Origin of the sequence: Corynebacterium sp. HMSC06G04, assembly GCF_001807365.1 — a bacterium.
Classification (GTDB): Bacteria; Actinomycetota; Actinomycetes; order Mycobacteriales; family Mycobacteriaceae; genus Corynebacterium; species Corynebacterium simulans.
Window position 1 is genome coordinate 1 of sequence record NZ_KV788627.1, and the last position, 18,133, is coordinate 18,133.

Below are 18,133 nucleotides of genomic sequence, written 5' to 3' on the forward strand. Positions count from 1 at the left end.
AAGCCCAAACCTAACAAAAAGACAAACCAACCAAACACCCATCACAATGAATGCTCAATAAGGCTGGCAAATCCAAAAAATTACTATACAAAGAAAAATCACAACCACCCCCAACCCGACGGGGCAAAAATAAAGGGGGCAGTCAAACCACAAAAATGCAGCCAACATGACTTAAAAATGCATACCAAACAAACTTAATTATTTACAATCGCGCCCACAAGGCCCGATCCGGCACACACCACACCAGCCAAACATCCAGAATGACCAGCACAATCACAATCAACCACACAATGCAGAAAAAAGTACATTGGCACACTATTGAGTTCTCAGACATCATCGCCACACAACGAACGGACACCATTTGAATGGTGGCGGCTCATCATGAGCAAAAAATTTGTTTTTGTCAGGGCCTGTTTTCCTATCGCCGCTTCAGCCAGTCACTGTGTCACTGTGGGGCGCTGTCGGTCGCGCTGACTCACATAAAGTTACACATCACTTTGAAACTTTACAAATCTGCTGGTAAATCCAACTTTTTAGGCCTTAATACCTAGCCATTTTTTAAGGCCTGAGGCGTATGGATTCACCCGTCGCACGTTGGCGGGCAGCAGCAACGCCCACAGCACGTACGTAACGGCCGCCGCGAGCATCATTGGCAACCCGTCGAGCATCTCCTTCATTCGCAACACGAAGATGGCTGCCGTTGCAGCGGCAATCAGCACCGGCATGTAGACGGTCTTCCACGAACACAATTCAAGTGAGACAACGAGTGCGGGCACCAGGAAGCCGAATACTGCAATGAGCCAAATAGGTTTACCCACAATTAGCCAGCTAAGCCCAACGCCAAGGAGGCTCGCCGCCGGACTGACCAAGCTTGCGATGATGACATGTCGCGCCCATGTACTTTGGCTGCCACCAAGCGTGACGAAGTTGGCCAAAGAATCTAGGTGTTGCACAAAAGTTGTCGTCATGGCCAAGACGGCTATTGTCATCAGCATGTTTCCGATATTCGGTCCGTTCTCAGGCCATGTGTTGCTGATGAAGGCGTTCGCCACCGCTGCGATACACAGGACCACCCAGCCGATGAACCAACCGCGAACCAACGGGCGGTAGACCAGCTGACCTTCAAGGCTTGCCGGGAAGCGTCCAAAGCTATCATTGCCTGGAGTATCCGCTAGAAGGTCTTCGACCGTCATGGTTTTGGCTTTGGCCTTCCAACAGATCAGCTTCCACGCGAGGATTAGCACCGTGATAGCGAGAGCAATCCACCAACGCAGATAGATGGCCAAAATGCCAGCAATCACAGCTGGCAAGAGCGCTGCGATGCGCCCGTATCGAGTTTTAGTGGCTGTGTTAAGCCCTAATGGCTGCGCTTTGATTCCTTGCGGGCCGGCAGTAAAAATACCGGCCCACAGACCGACGAACACGAAACTCGCAATAAACGCATTGTCGGCGCCTCCCGCCAGGAAGAACCCACAAAGCAAGAAAATCGACAGCAGCGAGTTTCCCCAATTCAGCGTGCCGAAGAAGAGTTTCATTGTGCACCTCCTAGCGCCAACACCGCCTCTTCCAGGGTGACTTCCTGCGCGCGTAGCCCGAATTCTGCCGCCTGATCGAAGACGCACTCGGCGAAGTTGGGGCGGGCGTCGATAAGCACACGCTCTGCGTGGACCGAGGAATGGCGGGCCAATACCGGCAACTGTAGGCGCCCCAGTGCCCTATCTACTTGTTCCGCAGGGCCCGTCACCGCCACGATGCAGTCGACGAGGCTTTCAATGGGGCCAGACAAGGGGGCTTCGCCAAGCAAAAGCACCGTGTCGAGGTAGCCCTCAATCTCATAGAGATGATGGGTGGACACCACAATCGTGCGTTTGCCCTGTTCCTCCCGGAGGACCTCAAGAAAGCGCTGACGCTTATCGACGTCGAGGCCCAGGTAGGGCTCATCCAGCAGCATCAACTCGCAGCCGGAAGCTACGGCGAAGATAAAACCCATCGCGGACTTCTGGCCGCGGGACAAGCCGGAGTAGTTCTTCTTCGGGAGCGCAAATTGCGCGGCAAGCTCTTCAGCCCGCTCCTGGTTCCAGGTCTTCCACCGCGCCTTGCCAATGCGGAAGAGCTTGTCTACGTTCCAGCCATCGAAAAGGGGGTTATCAATGCCCATCAGGATGATGCGATCCATGATCTTCTGGTTGTCAAAGGGACGCTCCCCAAAGACTTTCAACCCCTCCGACTTGAGCTGGCCTGCGATCATGCGCAGCAGCGTCGTCTTGCCCACTCCATTGGGACCCACCAGGCCGTGGGTCAGGTTATCTTCGAGCGCGAAAGACAGCGCCGGAGCATTTTGCATAGCTAGGTTTTCGGCTTTAATCATTTCGACCACTCCGGGATACGTTGGGTATTTGCGTACAGCGGGTAAAAGTAATGAACGGGCAAAACAAGGACGATGCAGACTACGCATACGATCGCGCCGGTAGGCTGCGACATTTCCACGCCCCGAATAAACCCGAGAAGGCTCATTCCTCCTATCACTCCAACGAGGCCCAACCACAAACTCGCATTGCACAACACAAAGAACAGGACATAAAGTCCTACATTCACGAAGAGATCCGCGGGCGCAAGCAGCCCACTTAGTGCAAGCACGCACACCAAACCGAGCAAGCCCGTGCCTAGGTTGTGGCGGCGCCAGGAGCGGCGCGTGCGCCCGAATGCCTGCCACATGTAAAGGTCGTCGCCAAAGAGCCAGCTGCTACCAAGGGCGCCAAAGAGGACGGGAATTGCCCAAATAAATGGATCCCTCACTGAAGGGAATACGCCGGGGAGCAACTTCTGCCAAGCGAAGAGCAGGCCGCCAACGATGACGGCAGTGGATAGTATGACTTTCCACCGCGAGCCCTTCGAATCTTTAACGGCGGTGCGCTTGCGCTCACGATCTTTATCACGGATTTGCTTGTATAAATACCAAACGACGAAAAGTGCGACTAGCCCGGTGATTCCCAGCGCTTGCGGCAGTGGGATAACACCAATATTGAACACGGCAATGACTCCGACCACGAGCACCGCGAGGGGAATATTCAAACGAAGGAAATCCGCGCGCCGGTAGCCAAAGGCCTTGAATGCCGGAAAAGGGACCAAGAGTGCAACGGCCAAATTGAGACCCAAGCACGAGTACATAACCTGCGAAAATAGGGGGAAGTCTGTCCAGAACCGCGCCGAGGAAAAAACTACAATCAGTACCACCGCGGCGAGACAGCGCCACCAATAGTCGGTGATGTGGTGCCAAAACAGGCTAAACATGGGTTTTAACATCGAGCCCTCCCATCGCGAGCTTCACTGCATCTTCCAAGTTGACCGGCTTGCCTTGGGCGACGCCGCGCTCCACGATGACGCGGGTATTGCCACCTACGGTCTCCTTAACGAGCGCCGCCTCTTCCAGCTCTGCGGGTAGGGACCCGGTAACTGCGACTTCAACGAGGGCGTCGTCAAGCAGAGCGGCATCAAAAGTGCGGACAACGCCGTCGCGCAGCACTAGGTAGCTGTCGACCACTTGCGAAGTCGCGTGCAGATCGTGGGTCGCCAACACCACCGTGCGCGGATGGGCCTCCAGCTCAGCGAGGAGCTCACGATAGAAGGCCTCATGGTTATAGGCATCGAGACCCAGGTAAGGCTCATCCAACAGAGTTAGCGGTGCACGCGCCGCGAGAGCAATGACAATAGCCAGCATGGAACGCTGGCCGCGGGAAGCCGAACCATGTCGCGTGCTCAGATCGAGGCTGAAGACCTCGATGAGATGCTCCGCCACCTCCTGCTGCCAGTGGGGGTAGCGCTGGGCTGCAACCTTCACAATCGCGCCAAACTTCCAGGAACTCGGGTAGGCGGTGTCCACGCCAGCGAAGACCACCTGATCCATCACCTCGGCGTTATCGAAAGGCGCTTGTCCGAAGACCTCAATTTTTCCCTTGTAACGCGCCTGCCCGGCTAGCAGCGAAAGCAGCGTGGACTTGCCTGTGCCGTTGCGGCCAACGAGCCCGTAGATGCGGCCTTCCGCTAGCTGAATATTGACGCCGTCCAGGACGGTCTTGCGGGAGAAAGACTTGGAAACACCCTGCGCGGTTGCAACGGTGTTTGCAGTAATTGCAGCGTTTGCGGGGTTCGCGGTGTGTGCGGTCATGAGTAGAGTCCTCTGCTTTCTGCGACACGGTGGACAAGTTCTTGTAATTGCTCGCGCGTATACCCAAGGCGGACGGCCTCATCGACGAGGGGGGCGACGTATTCGGCGGCGAAGTCATTGCGTCGCCGCTGGCGGATTCTTTCGGTAGCGCCGACCGCCACGAACATGCCGATGCCGCGGCGTTTTTCTAGAATTCCGAGTTCGGTCAACAAAGTAATCCCCTTTCGTGCCGTGGCGGGGTTGATGTTGTGGAAGGCGGCTAGCTCATTCGTCGAAGGCGCCTGCGCTCCTTCTTCCAGGCCACCTTCCACGATGGAGTCCTCAATTAGCGCGGCGATCTGTCTGAACAACGGCTGCGTTGAGTTATCCATGTACGCCTGCACCTCCTCGCTTGCTCAACTGGTTAGTTACTCAACTAACTAACTAAACAAGTACCTCGGATTTTAGATTGACGCAAGAGCAAAACTTTTCTAGGCCGCCTGACCTGCCAATTTTCCCCAAGGCATCGACGTTTAGTGACTAATGGGGCACACTGGATCCCAAAGAAAATTTATTTAGAACTATTAGGAACGGAACTTAGGAGCCATGCTTGAACGAACACTTGTCTTCGTTGACACGTCTTACCTGCTTGCGAGCTTTTATAACTCATGGGAAACCGGAGCTCGCGCGCAACTAGAAATAGACCTCCCAGAGGTCGTAAATAATCTCGGTTCCATGGTGGAGAATCAGCTCGGAAACCGCATTCACCGCCAGTACTGGTACGACGGAATCCCAGACACTGGCCCACACCGCTACCAGCGCGCACTGCGCACCTGTGATGGCGTGCAACTTCGCACCGGCCAGCTCATCGAGTGGGGCGAGCGCCGCACCCAAAAGGCAGTCGATACCCGCCTCGTTGCCGACATGATCCTCGCTGCAATGAAGCAGCAAGTCACCGACTTTGTGTTGGTTTCCGGTGACGCCGACATGATCCCAGGCGTACAAGAAGCCGTAAACGCGGGCGTGCGCGTGCACCTCTATGGCTTTGGCTGGGACTCCATGTCCTCCGCCCTGCGCCACGCTTGTGACACCACGACCATCCTCGATCCGCGCGAAGACTTCGCCGACGCAATGGAGCTCCAGGTCCTGGAAGGCCCACTGCCGCCCACCATCCGCGAGCCTCACAACAGCGACGAAGAGCTGCCGCAGGTGCCTCAAGTAGAGGACGAGTGCGAGCCTTCCGAGGCAGAAGCAGCGTTTACCTCAGCACCGAAGCCCAGCCCCTCCCCTGCCGACCTCGCGCCACAGACGGCCACCACAACGGGCTCGGGTGAAACTGCCGAGGCCAAGCCTGCGGCCGAGAACACGCAGGCACCGCAGCCCCCAGCTACGGATTCCACCGACGAAACGCAAAGCGCAGCCGAGACTCCGAAGCCAGCTGCACCGAAGCCGTCCATGATGGCTCCGCGCCGCAAGCTGCGCTCCAAGTACGTGCCACTACCCGAGGAGGTCTGGACCTCTGCAGGCTTCCAGTCGCCATTCGACGTCGGCCAGCAATACGCCTCCTGGTGGTTCGAGAATGCCGCCAACGCCGAGCAACGCGACCAAGCACACCTACTCTCGGGCGGCGGCCTGCCGCCGGAGGTCGACCGCCCGCTGCTGCAGTTTGCCTGTGAAACTCTGCACGAGTACACGCTGAGCGAATCCCAACGCGTCAATCTGCGCGATGGCTTCCACTCCGGCATTCGTGGCGTCCTCATCGCCATCCGCCGCGAGGAAAGCTAACCTCCTCGCCTAAAAGGAGGCGGCCACCCCTTCAGCTCCCTCAGCGTTGAGGAAAGAAGGAGGTGGCCGCCTCTTTTTCTATTTCTGCCTTAAAAGCCTTAGTGACTACTTCTGCTCACCGGAGCCCAGCTCTTTCTGCTTGGCCATCTCGGCGCGGATCTCCTCCAGACGGGAGGTTGCCTTCATGTCATTGCCGGCCGCGGTGATTTCCTGAATACGGCTGCCGCCGGAAGCCTGGTGCAGCTCTTGCGCACCCAGTGCATCGGTATAGCGCTTTTCAATCTTTGCGCGCACAGAATCTAGCGTAGGCACGGAGTCATCCGGCTGCAGTTCGTCCATGGACTGCACGACCTTTGCGTTTTGCTCCTGCATCGCAGCCTGATCAGCCTGCGCCATGAGCTCGTCGACCTGTGCTAGCTGCTCCTTCAGGCGCGCCTCGGACTGCTGCTGCTGAGCCTTAGCCTGCTCTGCAGCCTGAGCGGCAGCGGCGTGTTGAGTCTTTACGTTCTCCAGCTCATGTTCCACAGCAACCAACTGAGAGGCTACGACCTCGGCAGCCTGGTTGTACTCGGAAGCAGACTGCGGGTCATCCGCCTTATCTGCTAGCTCGAGGGCGCGGCGCGTCTGGTTTTGGTAATCCTCCTGCTGCTTGAGCAGGCGGTTGATCTGCAGCTCGAGCTGGTTCTTGTGACCGATGATTTCCGCCGCATGCTCGGAGATCTTGCGGTGTTGTTCCTTGGCACCGTCCACAGCCTGCTGAATTTGCACCTTAGGGTCGGCGTTCTCATCGATCTTCTGATCGAAAGAGGCCATTACGTACTTCCAGCCTTTGCTGAATGGATTCGCCATTGAACTAACTCCTTGCGTGTGGAAATAAGGGAAGGTCCCAATAAAAAGGACGCTTTCTAGCGAGTTTAGCCGGACTAGCTAGAAAGCGTCCGAGAAAAGAGCTTGAGGGTGGGGGATAAAGCGCTATGCGCCGAACCCGCTGCCTTCCTAGCTCTCGCTTTGCGCGTTCTGCTCTTCAACCTGACGGCGAACGTCCTCCATGTCGAGCTCCTTAACCTGCTTGATCACATCCTCGAGGGCTGCTGGTGGCAATGCACCCGCCTCGCGGAAGACCAGGATCCCGTCACGGAAGATCATCAGGGTAGGAATGGACTGGATCTGCAGCGCTGCGGAAAGGCCCTGGTTTGCCTCGGTGTCGAGCTTGGCGAAGGTCGCGTCTGGGTGCTCCTCGGAAGCCTTCTCAAATACCGGCGCGAAGCGCTTGCACGGGCCGCACCAATCAGCCCAAGCATCTACGAGAGTAATGCCCTCACCGGACACGGTCTGCTCAAAGGTCTCTTCGGTTACGTCGATAGTTGCCATATAAATCTCTCCTGTTTTTCGGGGTCTTTCCTATCAACGGTACATGACTATGTGTTATTCCTTAGCGCACTATTGCAATATACCCCCTGGGGGTATACGGTCGGGTTGTACCCAAAGAAAGGAAAAACAATGAGCGTAAAGAACTACACCGTAGAGGGCATGACCTGCGGACACTGCGAAATGTCGGTACGTGAAGAGGTCGGCGAAATCGCCGGCGTCAGCTCCGTTAGCGCAGACCACACCACCGGCGCCGTCACCGTCGAGGGCGAGGGCTTCACCGACGAGCAGGTTGTCGCCGCCGTTGCAGAGGCAGGCTACAAGGTCAAGGCCTAATTCACTCTTCCCCTTCCTAATTCACTCTTCCCTCTTAGAACCATGACTAATCTCGCCCACCTGGATCTTGGCGTTTCCGGCATGACGTGCACCTCGTGCTCGTCGCGCGTGCAGCGCAAGCTCAACAAGGTCGACGGAGTAACGGCCAATGTCAACTTCGCCACCGAGACCGCCGCCATTGAGTACGACCCGGCCACTGCAAACCCCGAATCCCTCATTGAGGTAGTTCGCGGCGCCGGCTACGACGCTTTCACTATGGGCGATGATTCTTCCAATACGGAAGGCCCCGCGGATGACGCAGATCCTGCCGCGGTCGCGCGCGCCCAGGAGTCCCGTGATCTACTGCGCCGCACCCTCATCTCAGCCGCGCTTTCCACGCCGGTAATGCTGGTTTCCATGCTGCCCAGCCTGCAGTTCAACAACTGGCAATGGGCGGCCGCAATTCTGGCGACCATCGTCTATATCTTCGGCGGCGCACCTTTCCACAAGGCGACGTGGGCAAACCTTCGTCACGGCTCCTTCACCATGGACACGCTGATTTCCATAGGAACCACCGCGGCCTATTTTTGGTCGCTGTATGCCATGTTCTTCGGCACCGCTGGCCAGCCTGGGATGAAGATGCACATGGAGCTGATGTCCAACCACGCACAGATGGATCACATCTATCTGGAATCGGTGGGCATGGTCATCACATTCTTGCTGTTGGGCCGTTGGTTTGAGGTCAAAGCCAAGGGCCAATCCTCGGAGGCGCTGCGCACGCTTCTGGGGATGGGCGCCAAGGACGCTACGCTGCTTGTCGACGGCGCGGAAAAACGCGTGCCCATCACACAGCTCCAGGTAGGAGACGTATTCGTCGTTCGTCCTGGCGAGAAGATCGCCACCGACGGCGTCGTGGAAGCCGGCGTCTCCGCCGTAGACGAGTCCATGCTGACAGGCGAGTCAATGCCCGTGGAAGTCAAGGCGGGTGACCACGTTACCGGCGCCACGTTAAACTCCGCCGGCCGCTTAGAAGTCCGCGCCACCAAGGTCGGCGCGGATACCACGCTCGCGCAAATGGCCAAGCTGGTCACCGACGCCCAGGCTTCCAAGGCCCCAGTCCAGCGCCTGGTAGACAAGATTGCACAGGTCTTCGTGCCCGTGGTCATCATCATTGCCGCCCTAACGCTGCTCGCGCACTTGATCTTTGGGGACGGCGTCGCACCAGCCTTCATCGCTGCGGTCGCTGTACTCATCATCGCCTGCCCCTGTGCAATGGGCCTTGCAACTCCGACTGCCATTTTGGTGGGCACTGGCCGCGGCGCGCAGCTGGGGCTTCTCATCAAAGGCCCTGAGGTCCTCGAGTCCACCAAGAAGGTAGACACCATCGTCATGGACAAGACCGGCACCGTCACCGAGGGCAAAATGACCGTCGCACGTGTGCATCTCGCACAGCAAATGGGAGGCTCTACAGCAGAAGGCAGGCTTCTCCTGCTCGCCGCGGCGGTGGAAGTAGGTTCTGAGCATCCGATTGCCAAGGCCATCGTTTCAGCAGCCCAAGATCTGCCGCAGGCAGGCCGCATTGAGCCCGCAAGCGATTTCCATTCCGTGGCAGGCCAAGGCGTCAAGGGCACAGTAGACGGACACCGCGTGCGCGTAGGACGCATAAAGGGTGAGCAAGCAGCACGCGGCGAGCTCGCCGCCACCTTCCAGGCCGCGGAGGCCGAGGGTGCAACCCCGGTCGCCGTCTACGTGGACGATACGCTCGCTGGAATCATCGATGTTCGCGATACGGTGAAGCCGACGTCTGCCACGGCCGTCGCCAAGCTCCGCGAACTCGGCCTTAACCCACATCTTCTGACCGGTGACAACGAAGGAGCAGCGCGCGCCGTCGCCAAGGCCGTGGGCATCGCCGACGCGGACGTGACCGCAGGCGTGCTGCCGTCCGACAAGGTGGCGGTAATTAGGCACTTGCAGGAGGAGGGAAAGACCGTTGCCATGGTGGGTGACGGCGTCAACGACGCAGCAGCCCTTGCCCAGGCAGACCTCGGCCTAGCCATGGGGGCTGGCACCGACGTGGCGATTGAAGCATCCGATATCACCTTGATGAACAGCGATCTGCGCTCCGCAGCCGACGCCATCCGGCTCTCGCGGCGCACGCTGCGCATCATCAAGGGCAACCTCTTCTGGGCCTTTGCCTACAACGTACTGCTCATCCCAGTAGCCGCCTTGGGCCTACTCAACCCGCTTTTCGCCGGCATCGCTATGGCCTTTAGCTCCGTGTTCGTTGTCAGCAACTCACTGCGTCTGCGCAACTTCCAAACTTCCTAGCATTTTCCCAGCACACAGAGCTATACCCGGCTATAGTGCCCTGGTATGCAGACAATCAACCAAGGCTACATTTCACGCGCAGAGCGTCTCGACCGCCTGCCTGTTACTAAGAAACACAAGAAGCTGTTAGCCGGCTCAGGGATCGGCTGGGCACTCGATGCCATGGATGTTGGACTCATCTCTTTCGTCATGGCAGCTTTGGCAACCCACTGGGGCATTAGCCCTACCGAATCCTCTTGGCTGGCTTCAATCGGCTTCGTGGGCATGGCACTCGGCGCGACCTTTGGAGGATTGCTCGCCGATAAGATTGGGCGCCGCCAAGTATTCGCGCTAACCCTGCTGGTCTACGGTTTGGCCACCGGCGCATCAGCCCTCTCGACCGGATTGACGATGCTCCTTATCCTGCGCTTTATCGTCGGCCTCGGTTTAGGCGCAGAACTGCCGGTGGCATCAACGCTCATTTCCGAGTTCTCCCCGCTTAAAGTGCGTGGACGCATGGTGGTCATACTTGAGGCTTTCTGGGCAGTGGGCTGGGTGCTCGCAGCGCTCATTGGCACCTTTGTAGTCGGGGCGTCGCCTAGCGGCTGGCGCTGGGCCTTGGCGCTGGGAATGGCACCTGCCATCTACGCCCTGTTCGTGCGCCTCCGTCTGCCCGAATCGGTGCGTTTCTTGGAATCCAAAGGCCGGCACGCGGAGGCAGAAGAGGCGGTGGCCTCCTTCGAAGCAGCGGCCAGATCCGAGGGCAAACCTCAATCTTCTGCCGTTACCCCACCGACCTACGGGGAGGAAGACATCACCTCGACTAGCATTTGGTCGGCATCACTGCGCCGGCGGACCGCCGCGTTCTGGAGCATCTGGTTTTGTGTGAACTTGAGCTACTACGGCGCGTTCATCTGGATTCCTTCACTCCTCGTAGCCGATGGGTTCAGCCTGGTTAAATCCTTCAGCTTCACGTTAATCATCACGCTTGCCCAGCTGCCCGGCTACGCCGCTGCAGCCTGGCTTATTGAATCCTGGGGCCGACGCCCAACGCTCGCCGCGTTCCTAATCGGTTCCGCCTGTGCAGCAGGAATGTATGGTTTTGCATCCACCACGACCTTGATTCTCGTGGCAGGTTGCCTGTTGTCCTTCTTCAACTTGGGAGCCTGGGGTGCGCTTTACGCCATCGGCCCAGAGCTCTATCCCACCCACCTCCGCGGCGCGGGAACGGGTGCCGCCGCGAGCTTCGGCCGGCTTGCTTCCATTCTCGCTCCATTGATGGTGCCAGTGGTAGTCTCGCACGGCGGTAAGCCCTGGCTTTTTGCCATCTTCGCCGCCGCATTCGCCGTGGCAACAATTGCCGCATTCTTACTTCCGGAACAACGGGGAAAGGCCCTGGTATAGAGATGAAAGCACGCTTGCGCGCTGCCGTTGCTCTGGGTGGATATTGCACGGTCATTTTGTCACTGACCACCCTGAAAGCCTTCTTCCAGATCGGCTATCTCTGGAATCCGGACAATCAACGCGCCAGGGAGCTGCGTCTGATGCCGCTGGATGATCTGTTCTCCGGCAGCTGGTTCAAGCCCGCGTTTGAATACGGCGGTAACTTCGCATTCTTCGTCCCACTTGGAATACTGCTCTACGTGCAGGTGGGCTCGAAACTCAAGGCAACGATCTGGGGTCTTGTCTTCTCTGCCCTAGTCGAGACCATCCAATACGTCTTTTCGCTAGGGCGCACCGACATCGATGATCTCTTCTTCAACACCCTGGGTGCATTCTTCGGCGCCTGGTTCGCGCAACAGCTCGGAAAAAGATTGCACGCCTTCTGGCAATGGTTGGCCATCGCCACGACCGCAGTATTTATCGTGCTCGTAGTACTCGGCCCGCGCCTAGGTGATCCTGCAAAGGTCAAGGATTTGTCTCTGTATGGATCTGCTGAAGAATCGCTTTCCGCGCAGCTTTCCACTGCGGCCCTTCCGGCTTAGACCACGAATAATGCTCCGCGTCATCGAGGAGCACCGTCTCAATGCTGAGTCCATGCGCACGTGCTCGAGCCATGAAGTATTTGACCTCGTCGGCGTTGACGGTCTTGTCATTTTTACCGTGGAGCACCACGATGCGGGCTTTGTCGTTGACATTGTCCGCAGGTGAAGCTTCGAAATAACGCTGCGGCACCTGGCGCGGCGTACCACCTAGAAGCGTGCGCACAAACTTATCGTGCTGTCTAAAGGCCAGGTGCATGTCATAAACACCGGCAATACCCACGCATTTATCTACGCGGAACTTTGGTGCGGCACCAGGTGCCTTTGCCGGCAGCGCCGGACGCGAACAAGCCCACGTCGAAAGGTTGCCGCCCGCTGAATAACCAGCAACAACGACATTGCTGATGTCGAGGGGGATGCGTGATTCATGCGCGAGCTGCGGAATGAAGTCAATAGCCGCCGCAACGTCGTTGTACGTCATTGGCCACCCACCAGGCGCATCCTTCGCGTTCAAAGTCACGCCACGGTATTCCACGTTCCACACTGCAACTCCGTGTTGGGCTAGGTCGTTGACCACGGGTGCCGCAGAGCGCGCAGTAGACTTTTCTTGCCATCCACCACCATGGAAGAAAACCACTAAAGGGATCTTTTTCGCAGGTGAAAGCTTCTTGGGCGTCACCAAGTATCCATGTTGTCGCGGGTGTTGATGGCCATAAACAAACTTCTGGGCATTTACCTGCGGAGAGGGTTTAGTGGGCATCACGGGCGCCGACGTGGGCTGCCCCGTGCCTCCTTCAGGCGCTGGGGTGCCGGAACAACCAACGCCACTGAGGCTCAATGCCATAACGGCCGCGGCAAAGGCGCCGGAAATCGCTAAGCCGCGGATATGCGACACCGGTTGCCTATTCTGAGGGTGCGGCAGGCTATTAGCCATGTGCCATGTTGACGAACTTGGAGTAGTGCAGCTGGTGCGCAACCTGGATTGTATCGATAGGACCACCACGGTGCTTAGCCAGAATGATGTCAGCCTCGCCGGCTCGTGGGTCATCCCGGTCCTGGGAGTCTGGGCGGTAAAGCAGCATAACCATATCGGCGTCCTGCTCCAGCGAGCCCGACTCACGAAGGTCAGCAAGCTGCGGCTTCTTGTCAGTGCGGGACTCCGGGCCACGGTTCAGCTGGGAAATAGCAATCAGCGGCACCTCGAGCTCCTTGGCCAAAAGCTTAAGCTGTCGGGAGAATTCCGAGACCTCTTGCTGACGGGATTCAACCTTCTTGCCGGAAGACATCAGCTGCATATAGTCAAGCACGATGAGGTCCAAACCATGTTGTTGCTTGAGGCGGCGGGCCTTGGAGCGAATCTCCATCATGGTGAGGTTCGGAGAATCATCGATGAACAGTGCCGCGTCTTGGATGCGGTTGAGCGTCTGGTCGATCTTGGCCCAGTCTTCAGTGGAAACGCGGCCACCGCGCATATCGGTTAGCTTTACCTCCGCCTCAGCCGAGAGCAAACGCATCACGATCTCAGAGGCAGACATCTCGAGGGAGAAGATTACGGAAGTCTTGCCATGCTGCAACGAAGCCGAACGCATGAAGTCCATGGCCAGCGTCGACTTACCAACACCAGGACGCGCCGCGACAATGATCATCTGCCCTGCACGCAGACCATTGGTGAGCTTGTCCAAGTCAATGAAGCCAGTTGGTACGCCGGCCTCCAAGCCACCGTTTTGCTGCAGCATCGCGAGCTCGTCAATGGTTGGATCGATAAGCTTTCCAAGAACTTGATAATCCTCGGTTGTCTTCTTCTGCGCCACCGCAAACACTTCTTGCTGGGCACGATCCAAGACAGACTCGATTTCTGCATCTTCGGCGCCTTCAAAACCCAGCTGAACAACGCGCGTACCTGCGTCAACAAGCTTGCGCAGAACTGCCTTTTCCGCAACGATTTCCGCATAGTAGCGAGCATTCGCTGCAGTAGGAACGGTGGCCAAAAGGGTGTGCAAGTAGGGCGCACCACCCACGCGCTCCAGATTGTTATAGCGGTCTAGACGGGAGGCCACGATGACCGCATCAATGTCAGTGCCGGCGGCATAAAGATCGACCATAGCCTGATAAATCAACGCATGCGCTGGGTAATAAAAGTCATCTGGTTCGAGCTCCTCAATGACTTCCATAACTGTATTCGGGCTAAGGAGCATAGCGCCCAAGACGCCTTGCTCCGCTTCCCTATCTGAAGGCGGCTGGCGGAACTCGCCATAGCGCTTAACGTCATCCTTGCGCTTGCCGCGGTAGGGGCGCTCTCCTACTTCCGGCACATCGGGTGCCTCTGGTGGTACGAAGTCAGAGTCATCAAAGCTTGCATTAGTCATAGACAATCCATCCCACGATATTTTTGCGGCCGCTAGGCGGCATATCTCCCCTCGGCTACTCTTTCGAGCTTTAAGTCTAATGCAGCGGATAGACATACAATTTTCGCCCCGATACACGCTTCGCTTGGGTATAAAACGAAAGTTTTCCACAGGCACTTGTGCAATTCCCAGGTGAGTGCGTACTTTTGCCCTAAGACTGCTGTTAGGACCTGTGGATAACTCCTTCAAGCCACTGACCTGCGATTACTATAAGCGCAGGTCAGGTGATGTTTTTGCCAATGTGAAAATGTACACAAAACCAGTGGACAACCGCATCTACCTGCGCATTAACGCTTTTACCCGCGGGTTAACGAGCGGTAAAAACAGCCTCCACTTGACAAAAGTTATCCACAGATTTGGAAAGTTATCCACAGTTGTCCACAGGCGGGGGAAATCGTGCCTAAAACGCGCAAAAGGCCCCTGGGGTTTGCCACCTCACATGGCAGGCCCCAAGGACCAACTGCGTTGCTGTTGTCATTGTGGTTTCCATGCTTCGGGCATGGAAACCGTCGTGCGCCTTAAATCAGTTTTAGGCAGCGACGACCGAGAAGTTCACCTTGCCGAGAACATCAGCGTGCAGCTTGAGCTCGACCTGGTAGTTGCCGGTCTTCTTGACCAGGCCCTTTGGCAGAACGACGATGCGCTTGTCCAGCTTCGGGCCGCCAGCGGCCTCAATAGCGGAAACGATGTCATCTGCAGAAACGGAGCCGAAAAGCTTGCCGTTCTCAGAAGTCTTCATTGCAACCTGAACGCCGGAGAGCTGTTCGAGCTGGTTGCGGACCTCGCGTGCGTGATCCAGGTCGCGGATTGCGCGAGCTTCCTGGGCGCGCTTGATGCCCTCGATCTGCTTCTCAGCACCGCGGGTGGCAACGATTGCCAGGCCGCGAGGAAGCAGGTAGTTACGTCCGTAGCCGTTCTTAACCTCAACAATTTCGCCTGGGGCGCCGAGGTTCTCAACGGCAGCGGTGAGGATCAGCTTCATGATCCCTGCCTTTCAATTGAGTTAGTTAATAATTGCGTTTGACAGTGTTTAGAACGGGGGTTCAGCGTCTGCACCGCCGAAGCTGCCGGCTTGTGGTGCAGAATTCCACGGATCATTAGAAGGAGCTGACTGCTGCGGAGCGCTCTGGTTTCCACCAAAGCCGCCCTGGTTGCCGCCGCCAAAGTTGTTGCCACCCTGGTTCTGCTGCTGGCCGCCGTAGTTGCCACCACCATTGCCACCATTGGCGGACTTGCGGGTGACCTGAGCGGAAGCGTAGCGCAGGGATGGGCCAACTTCATCGACCTCAACCTCAAAGACAGTGCGGTTTTCGCCCTCGCGGTTCTGGTAAGAACGCTGGCGGAGGCGGCCATTAACAATGACACGCATGCCCTTGGTCAAAGTCTCTGCAACGTTTTCTGCGGCTTGGCGCCACACGTTGCAAGTCAGGAACATGGCTTCGCCATCCTCCCACTGATTCGTCTGCGAATTGAAGCGACGAGGGGTGGAAGCAACGCGGAAGTTTGCTACAGCTGCACCCGCTGGGGTGAAGCGAAGCTCCGGGTCAGCAACTACGTTGCCAACAACGGTGATTGGGGTTTCTCCCTGTGCCATGGTCTGTTCTCCTTATCGGTTACGTGGATTCTTAAAACTCTGAAACCAGTATCCACTATTTGCTGTCGGTGCGCAGAACCTTGGTACGCAGGATGGTGTCGTTCAGGTTCAGGCGGCGGTCAAGCTCGAGTACCGATGCGGACTCGCACTCAAGGGTAACGACGGCGTAGATGCCCTCTTCCTTCTTGTTGATGGCGTAAGCAAGACGACGCTTGCCCCATACATCAACGTTTTCAACCTTGCCGCCGTCCTTACGGACAACTTCCAGGAACTTGTCTAGGGACGGGGATACGGTGCGCTCATCCTGGTTAGGATCCAGAATAATCATGACTTCGTAGTGACGCACGGACCTCATCACCTCCTATGGTCTAGTAATTGTTTTCGGCCATATCACCTTTGCGGATATGGCAGGAGGGTACGTTGCGTCAAGCAACCCCATCACAATAGCGCATTGACCGGCCAAAAAGAAATCCCCAACGGGATATTTCCGCTGAGGACTTACAGTCTGTAACCAAGCACACGAACGACCGTGCGCGTGGCTCGCACCTAGCTCCGCATGGTGGTGGCGAAGAAGATCGCACTGCCGGCTGGAATCACCGTCAGAAACAAAAGCGCCAGTAGGCCAAGCAAGATGGGCCAACGGCGATCTTCGCTGCGCTGATAGAGATAGTAAGCAGCCATGACGCAGAAGAACCCGAGGACGATCGAAACGATTCCCACGATTGTGATTCCCATTTAGGCAAACTCCCCTACTAGCGGATCGCGGCCTGCGTGTGCCGCGCGGACTTTATCAACGCTCTTGCCCAGCATCTGGCGCACGACGAGCACACCAATGACGATGATGAAGCCGTCGCGGGCGATGACCATGATGTCGAGCAGCTCATGCCCGATGCCCTTGTTCTCCTCCCCCAGCATGTGCCACATGAGAACCGGCCACACCAGGGCGTCGACAAGCATCCAGCTCATCAGCAAACGCCAACGCGGCAGGGCCAACAGAGCCGGAACCACCAACCACAGCGAATACTGCGGGGACCAAACCTTGTTCACCAACAAGAAAGCCATCAAAATTAGGTAGATTAGCTCGGCCACGCGCGGCGTACGTGCCACCCGCAGTCCGAAGACTCCAATGACCGCGCATGCGATGAGGAAGGCGGGCAGGGTGAAGGCGTTGAGGAATTCCGGGCTGAACTCGATTCCCGTCACGCGGTTAAGCACAGCATAGATGGTGGTCCACTCCGCGCCACGTTCCTCGTTCAAGCGGAAAAACTCGTGCCAAGCCTCCGGGTACTTTTCTGCCACAGGGACGTTGACCACGAGCCAGGAAATCACCGTGCCGCCGAGCATTGCGCCTAACGGTGCCCACTTCTTGTTTCGCACTGCCAGCACCAAGAACGCGCCCAGGATGAATAGCGGCCACAGCTTGAACGCAGTACCGCAACCAATCAGGATTCCGGCGAGCCAATTCTTGCCACGGGTTACGGCGAGAAGTGCGCCCACCATGAAAGCGATGGAGGGGATGTCCCAGTTGGTAAATCCATGGATGACTACCAGTGGGCTGGCCGCCATCAGTACGGTGTCCCACGCCCGGTTTCCGGTCAGGCGGAAGACCATGTAGACGGTAACGACCCAGATGCACGACATCACCAGTGCGGTGAGCCCGAAGTACCAACCGGATTCGGCGATGCCAAACCAGTGGCCCACCGGGTAGGTAGTGCGCGAGAGCCAACCCATGATTCCCTGAAACATACCGGCCAAGACTGGGTATTCCATGTAGCGGGTGAGATCACCCTCCTGCCACGAAAAGGCATAAGGGAAGCCGCCCTGGTCGAGGCCACGGCCACCGTAGAGCGGGATGATGTCGTTGTAGCAGAACGAGGTGTACTGACGGTTGCCATCCCAGTTCAGCGAAATGAGCCCTTCTGCAGAAGTGCGGCTGCCCGCGCAAGTGGCCTTGCTGAGAAAGCCGAATACCAGAAACATCCAAGCCACCGCGATGAGGGCGCGCAGGGGGCTAAACCATTGCTTCTTGCCCGAATATGCGAAACGACCCTTCGGCCCTCCGAAGAACTCGACGACATCGTGCGCAAAAGGCTCCGACGAAAGCGGAACGAGTCCAGTATTTTCCGCCGCTGCCTTATCCGTGGCGGCGGGTGATGCGGGGGCAACAGGTGAAGCGGGGCGAGCTTGCGCCACCGACTTCACCTTACGAAGGGCCCTATCAGTCACGCTGATC

20 protein-coding genes are annotated in these 18,133 nt (G+C 57.4%); 6 read left to right on the forward strand and 14 right to left on the reverse strand.

Annotated features, from left to right (window positions below; translation table 11 throughout):
* Positions 1 to 198: hypothetical protein (locus HMPREF3158_RS13055; RefSeq protein WP_210386650.1), on the forward strand; the 198-nt coding region annotated here is incomplete at its 5' end.
* Positions 199 to 533: 335 nt separating this feature from the next.
* Here the strand turns inward: HMPREF3158_RS13055 and HMPREF3158_RS10805 are convergent.
* From HMPREF3158_RS10805 to HMPREF3158_RS10825, 5 genes are read right to left on the reverse strand one after another with little or no spacing between them, the layout of a single operon-like run.
* Positions 534 to 1,535 carry a hypothetical protein gene (locus HMPREF3158_RS10805; protein ID WP_062036723.1) on the reverse strand — a complete coding sequence of 334 codons (1,002 nt, stop codon included), beginning with the start codon at positions 1,533 to 1,535 and terminating at the stop codon, positions 534 to 536.
* The gene (locus HMPREF3158_RS10810; protein ID WP_210386651.1) at positions 1,532 to 2,368 is read right to left on the reverse strand and encodes an AAA family ATPase; all 837 of its coding nucleotides are present in this window, start codon (positions 2,366 to 2,368) and stop codon (positions 1,532 to 1,534) included. The genes HMPREF3158_RS10805 and HMPREF3158_RS10810 overlap by 4 nt, the downstream gene beginning before the upstream one ends.
* Entirely contained in the window at positions 2,365 to 3,303 is a 939-nt protein-coding gene (locus tag HMPREF3158_RS10815) for a hypothetical protein (RefSeq protein WP_141741043.1), read from the reverse strand. The genes HMPREF3158_RS10810 and HMPREF3158_RS10815 overlap by 4 nt, the downstream gene beginning before the upstream one ends.
* Positions 3,284 to 4,165: an ATP-binding cassette domain-containing protein gene (locus HMPREF3158_RS10820; RefSeq protein WP_070498514.1), complete on the reverse strand. Its 882-nt coding sequence runs from the start codon at positions 4,163 to 4,165 to the stop codon at positions 3,284 to 3,286. Before HMPREF3158_RS10820 ends, HMPREF3158_RS10815 begins: the two co-directional genes overlap by 20 nt.
* Entirely contained in the window at positions 4,162 to 4,536 is a 375-nt protein-coding gene (locus HMPREF3158_RS10825; protein WP_070498516.1) for a GntR family transcriptional regulator, read from the reverse strand. The genes HMPREF3158_RS10820 and HMPREF3158_RS10825 overlap by 4 nt, the downstream gene beginning before the upstream one ends.
* A 214-nt stretch (positions 4,537 to 4,750) precedes the next feature.
* Between HMPREF3158_RS10825 and HMPREF3158_RS10830 the strand changes: the two genes are divergently transcribed.
* Complete coding sequence (locus HMPREF3158_RS10830) at positions 4,751 to 5,929, forward strand: NYN domain-containing protein (protein WP_070498518.1); 1,179 nt, start codon at positions 4,751 to 4,753, stop codon at positions 5,927 to 5,929.
* 105 nt (positions 5,930 to 6,034) lie between these two features.
* Here the strand turns inward: HMPREF3158_RS10830 and HMPREF3158_RS10835 are convergent, their stop codons facing one another.
* Together HMPREF3158_RS10835 and trxA are read right to left on the reverse strand one after the other, a co-directional pair.
* Entirely contained in the window at positions 6,035 to 6,778 is a 744-nt protein-coding gene (locus HMPREF3158_RS10835; RefSeq protein WP_070498520.1) for a PspA/IM30 family protein, read from the reverse strand.
* A gap of 147 nt (positions 6,779 to 6,925) precedes the next feature.
* Positions 6,926 to 7,300 (reverse strand): thioredoxin, encoded by a 375-nt coding sequence (gene trxA / locus HMPREF3158_RS10840; RefSeq protein ID WP_061925198.1) that lies wholly within the window; start codon positions 7,298 to 7,300, stop codon positions 6,926 to 6,928.
* A 129-nt stretch (positions 7,301 to 7,429) separates the two neighbouring features.
* On the opposite strand from trxA, the gene HMPREF3158_RS10845 reads away from it, so the two are divergent.
* Genes HMPREF3158_RS10845 through HMPREF3158_RS10860 form a run of 4 tightly spaced genes read left to right on the forward strand, consistent with a single transcriptional unit; the run spans position 7,430 to position 11,904 of the window.
* A complete protein-coding gene (locus HMPREF3158_RS10845; protein ID WP_061925201.1) occupies positions 7,430 to 7,633 on the forward strand; it encodes a heavy-metal-associated domain-containing protein in 204 nt (67 codons plus the stop codon).
* A gap of 42 nt (positions 7,634 to 7,675) precedes the next feature.
* Positions 7,676 to 9,940, forward strand: a complete 2,265-nt coding sequence (locus tag HMPREF3158_RS10850) for a heavy metal translocating P-type ATPase (RefSeq protein ID WP_070498522.1) — start codon at positions 7,676 to 7,678, stop codon at positions 9,938 to 9,940.
* 45 nt (positions 9,941 to 9,985) lie between these two features.
* A complete protein-coding gene (locus HMPREF3158_RS10855; protein ID WP_062036700.1) occupies positions 9,986 to 11,323 on the forward strand; it encodes an MFS transporter in 1,338 nt (445 codons plus the stop codon).
* 2 nt (positions 11,324 to 11,325) lie between these two features.
* Positions 11,326 to 11,904 carry a VanZ family protein gene (locus HMPREF3158_RS10860; RefSeq protein ID WP_061925209.1) on the forward strand — a complete coding sequence of 193 codons (579 nt, stop codon included), beginning with the start codon at positions 11,326 to 11,328 and terminating at the stop codon, positions 11,902 to 11,904.
* Here the strand turns inward: HMPREF3158_RS10860 and HMPREF3158_RS12620 are convergent.
* From HMPREF3158_RS12620 to HMPREF3158_RS10890, 7 genes are all read right to left on the reverse strand, one after another.
* Positions 11,828 to 12,796, reverse strand: coding sequence for an alpha/beta hydrolase family protein (locus tag HMPREF3158_RS12620; protein ID WP_158510269.1), 969 nt, complete (start codon positions 12,794 to 12,796; stop codon positions 11,828 to 11,830). The genes HMPREF3158_RS10860 and HMPREF3158_RS12620 overlap by 77 nt on opposite strands.
* Positions 12,797 to 12,827: 31 nt before the next feature.
* Positions 12,828 to 14,267, reverse strand: coding sequence for a replicative DNA helicase (dnaB, locus tag HMPREF3158_RS10865; protein WP_070498524.1), 1,440 nt, complete (start codon positions 14,265 to 14,267; stop codon positions 12,828 to 12,830).
* 568 nt (positions 14,268 to 14,835) lie between these two features.
* Positions 14,836 to 15,288: a 50S ribosomal protein L9 gene (rplI, locus tag HMPREF3158_RS10870; RefSeq protein WP_062036695.1), complete on the reverse strand. Its 453-nt coding sequence runs from the start codon at positions 15,286 to 15,288 to the stop codon at positions 14,836 to 14,838.
* Between the two features lie 48 nt (positions 15,289 to 15,336).
* Positions 15,337 to 15,900, reverse strand: coding sequence for a single-stranded DNA-binding protein (locus HMPREF3158_RS10875; protein ID WP_062036694.1), 564 nt, complete (start codon positions 15,898 to 15,900; stop codon positions 15,337 to 15,339).
* A gap of 55 nt (positions 15,901 to 15,955) precedes the next feature.
* Positions 15,956 to 16,246 carry a 30S ribosomal protein S6 gene (gene rpsF, locus HMPREF3158_RS10880; protein ID WP_179294269.1) on the reverse strand — a complete coding sequence of 97 codons (291 nt, stop codon included), beginning with the start codon at positions 16,244 to 16,246 and terminating at the stop codon, positions 15,956 to 15,958.
* Between the two features lie 200 nt (positions 16,247 to 16,446).
* Positions 16,447 to 16,635, reverse strand: a complete 189-nt coding sequence (locus HMPREF3158_RS10885; protein ID WP_062036693.1) for a hypothetical protein — start codon at positions 16,633 to 16,635, stop codon at positions 16,447 to 16,449.
* Positions 16,636 to 18,126: a glycosyltransferase family 87 protein gene (locus HMPREF3158_RS10890; protein ID WP_062036692.1), complete on the reverse strand. Its 1,491-nt coding sequence runs from the start codon at positions 18,124 to 18,126 to the stop codon at positions 16,636 to 16,638.
* Positions 18,127 to 18,133: the final 7 nt, after the last annotated feature.

Excerpts from the sequence above, each read along its gene's own strand:
- HMPREF3158_RS10810 (WP_210386651.1), bottom strand. The coding sequence starts at position 2,368 with ATGATTAAAGCCGAAAACCTAGCTATGCAAAATGCTCCGGCGCTGTCT.
- HMPREF3158_RS10885 (WP_062036693.1), bottom strand. The coding sequence starts at position 16,635 with ATGGGAATCACAATCGTGGGAATCGTTTCGATCGTCCTCGGGTTCTTC.
- HMPREF3158_RS10850 (WP_070498522.1), top strand. The coding sequence starts at position 7,676 with ATGACTAATCTCGCCCACCTGGATCTTGGCGTTTCCGGCATGACGTGC.
- HMPREF3158_RS10875 (WP_062036694.1), bottom strand. The coding sequence starts at position 15,900 with ATGGCACAGGGAGAAACCCCAATCACCGTTGTTGGCAACGTAGTTGCT.
- HMPREF3158_RS10805 (WP_062036723.1), bottom strand. The coding sequence starts at position 1,535 with ATGAAACTCTTCTTCGGCACGCTGAATTGGGGAAACTCGCTGCTGTCG.
- dnaB (WP_070498524.1), bottom strand. The coding sequence starts at position 14,267 with ATGACTAATGCAAGCTTTGATGACTCTGACTTCGTACCACCAGAGGCA.
- HMPREF3158_RS10860 (WP_061925209.1), top strand. The coding sequence starts at position 11,326 with ATGAAAGCACGCTTGCGCGCTGCCGTTGCTCTGGGTGGATATTGCACG.
- HMPREF3158_RS10855 (WP_062036700.1), top strand. The coding sequence starts at position 9,986 with ATGCAGACAATCAACCAAGGCTACATTTCACGCGCAGAGCGTCTCGAC.
- HMPREF3158_RS10825 (WP_070498516.1), bottom strand. The coding sequence starts at position 4,536 with ATGGATAACTCAACGCAGCCGTTGTTCAGACAGATCGCCGCGCTAATT.
- trxA (WP_061925198.1), bottom strand. The coding sequence starts at position 7,300 with ATGGCAACTATCGACGTAACCGAAGAGACCTTTGAGCAGACCGTGTCC.
- HMPREF3158_RS10820 (WP_070498514.1), bottom strand. The coding sequence starts at position 4,165 with ATGACCGCACACACCGCGAACCCCGCAAACGCTGCAATTACTGCAAAC.
- HMPREF3158_RS10835 (WP_070498520.1), bottom strand. The coding sequence starts at position 6,778 with ATGGCGAATCCATTCAGCAAAGGCTGGAAGTACGTAATGGCCTCTTTC.
- rplI (WP_062036695.1), bottom strand. The coding sequence starts at position 15,288 with ATGAAGCTGATCCTCACCGCTGCCGTTGAGAACCTCGGCGCCCCAGGC.
- HMPREF3158_RS10815 (WP_141741043.1), bottom strand. The coding sequence starts at position 3,303 with ATGTTAAAACCCATGTTTAGCCTGTTTTGGCACCACATCACCGACTAT.
- HMPREF3158_RS10845 (WP_061925201.1), top strand. The coding sequence starts at position 7,430 with ATGAGCGTAAAGAACTACACCGTAGAGGGCATGACCTGCGGACACTGC.
- HMPREF3158_RS10830 (WP_070498518.1), top strand. The coding sequence starts at position 4,751 with ATGCTTGAACGAACACTTGTCTTCGTTGACACGTCTTACCTGCTTGCG.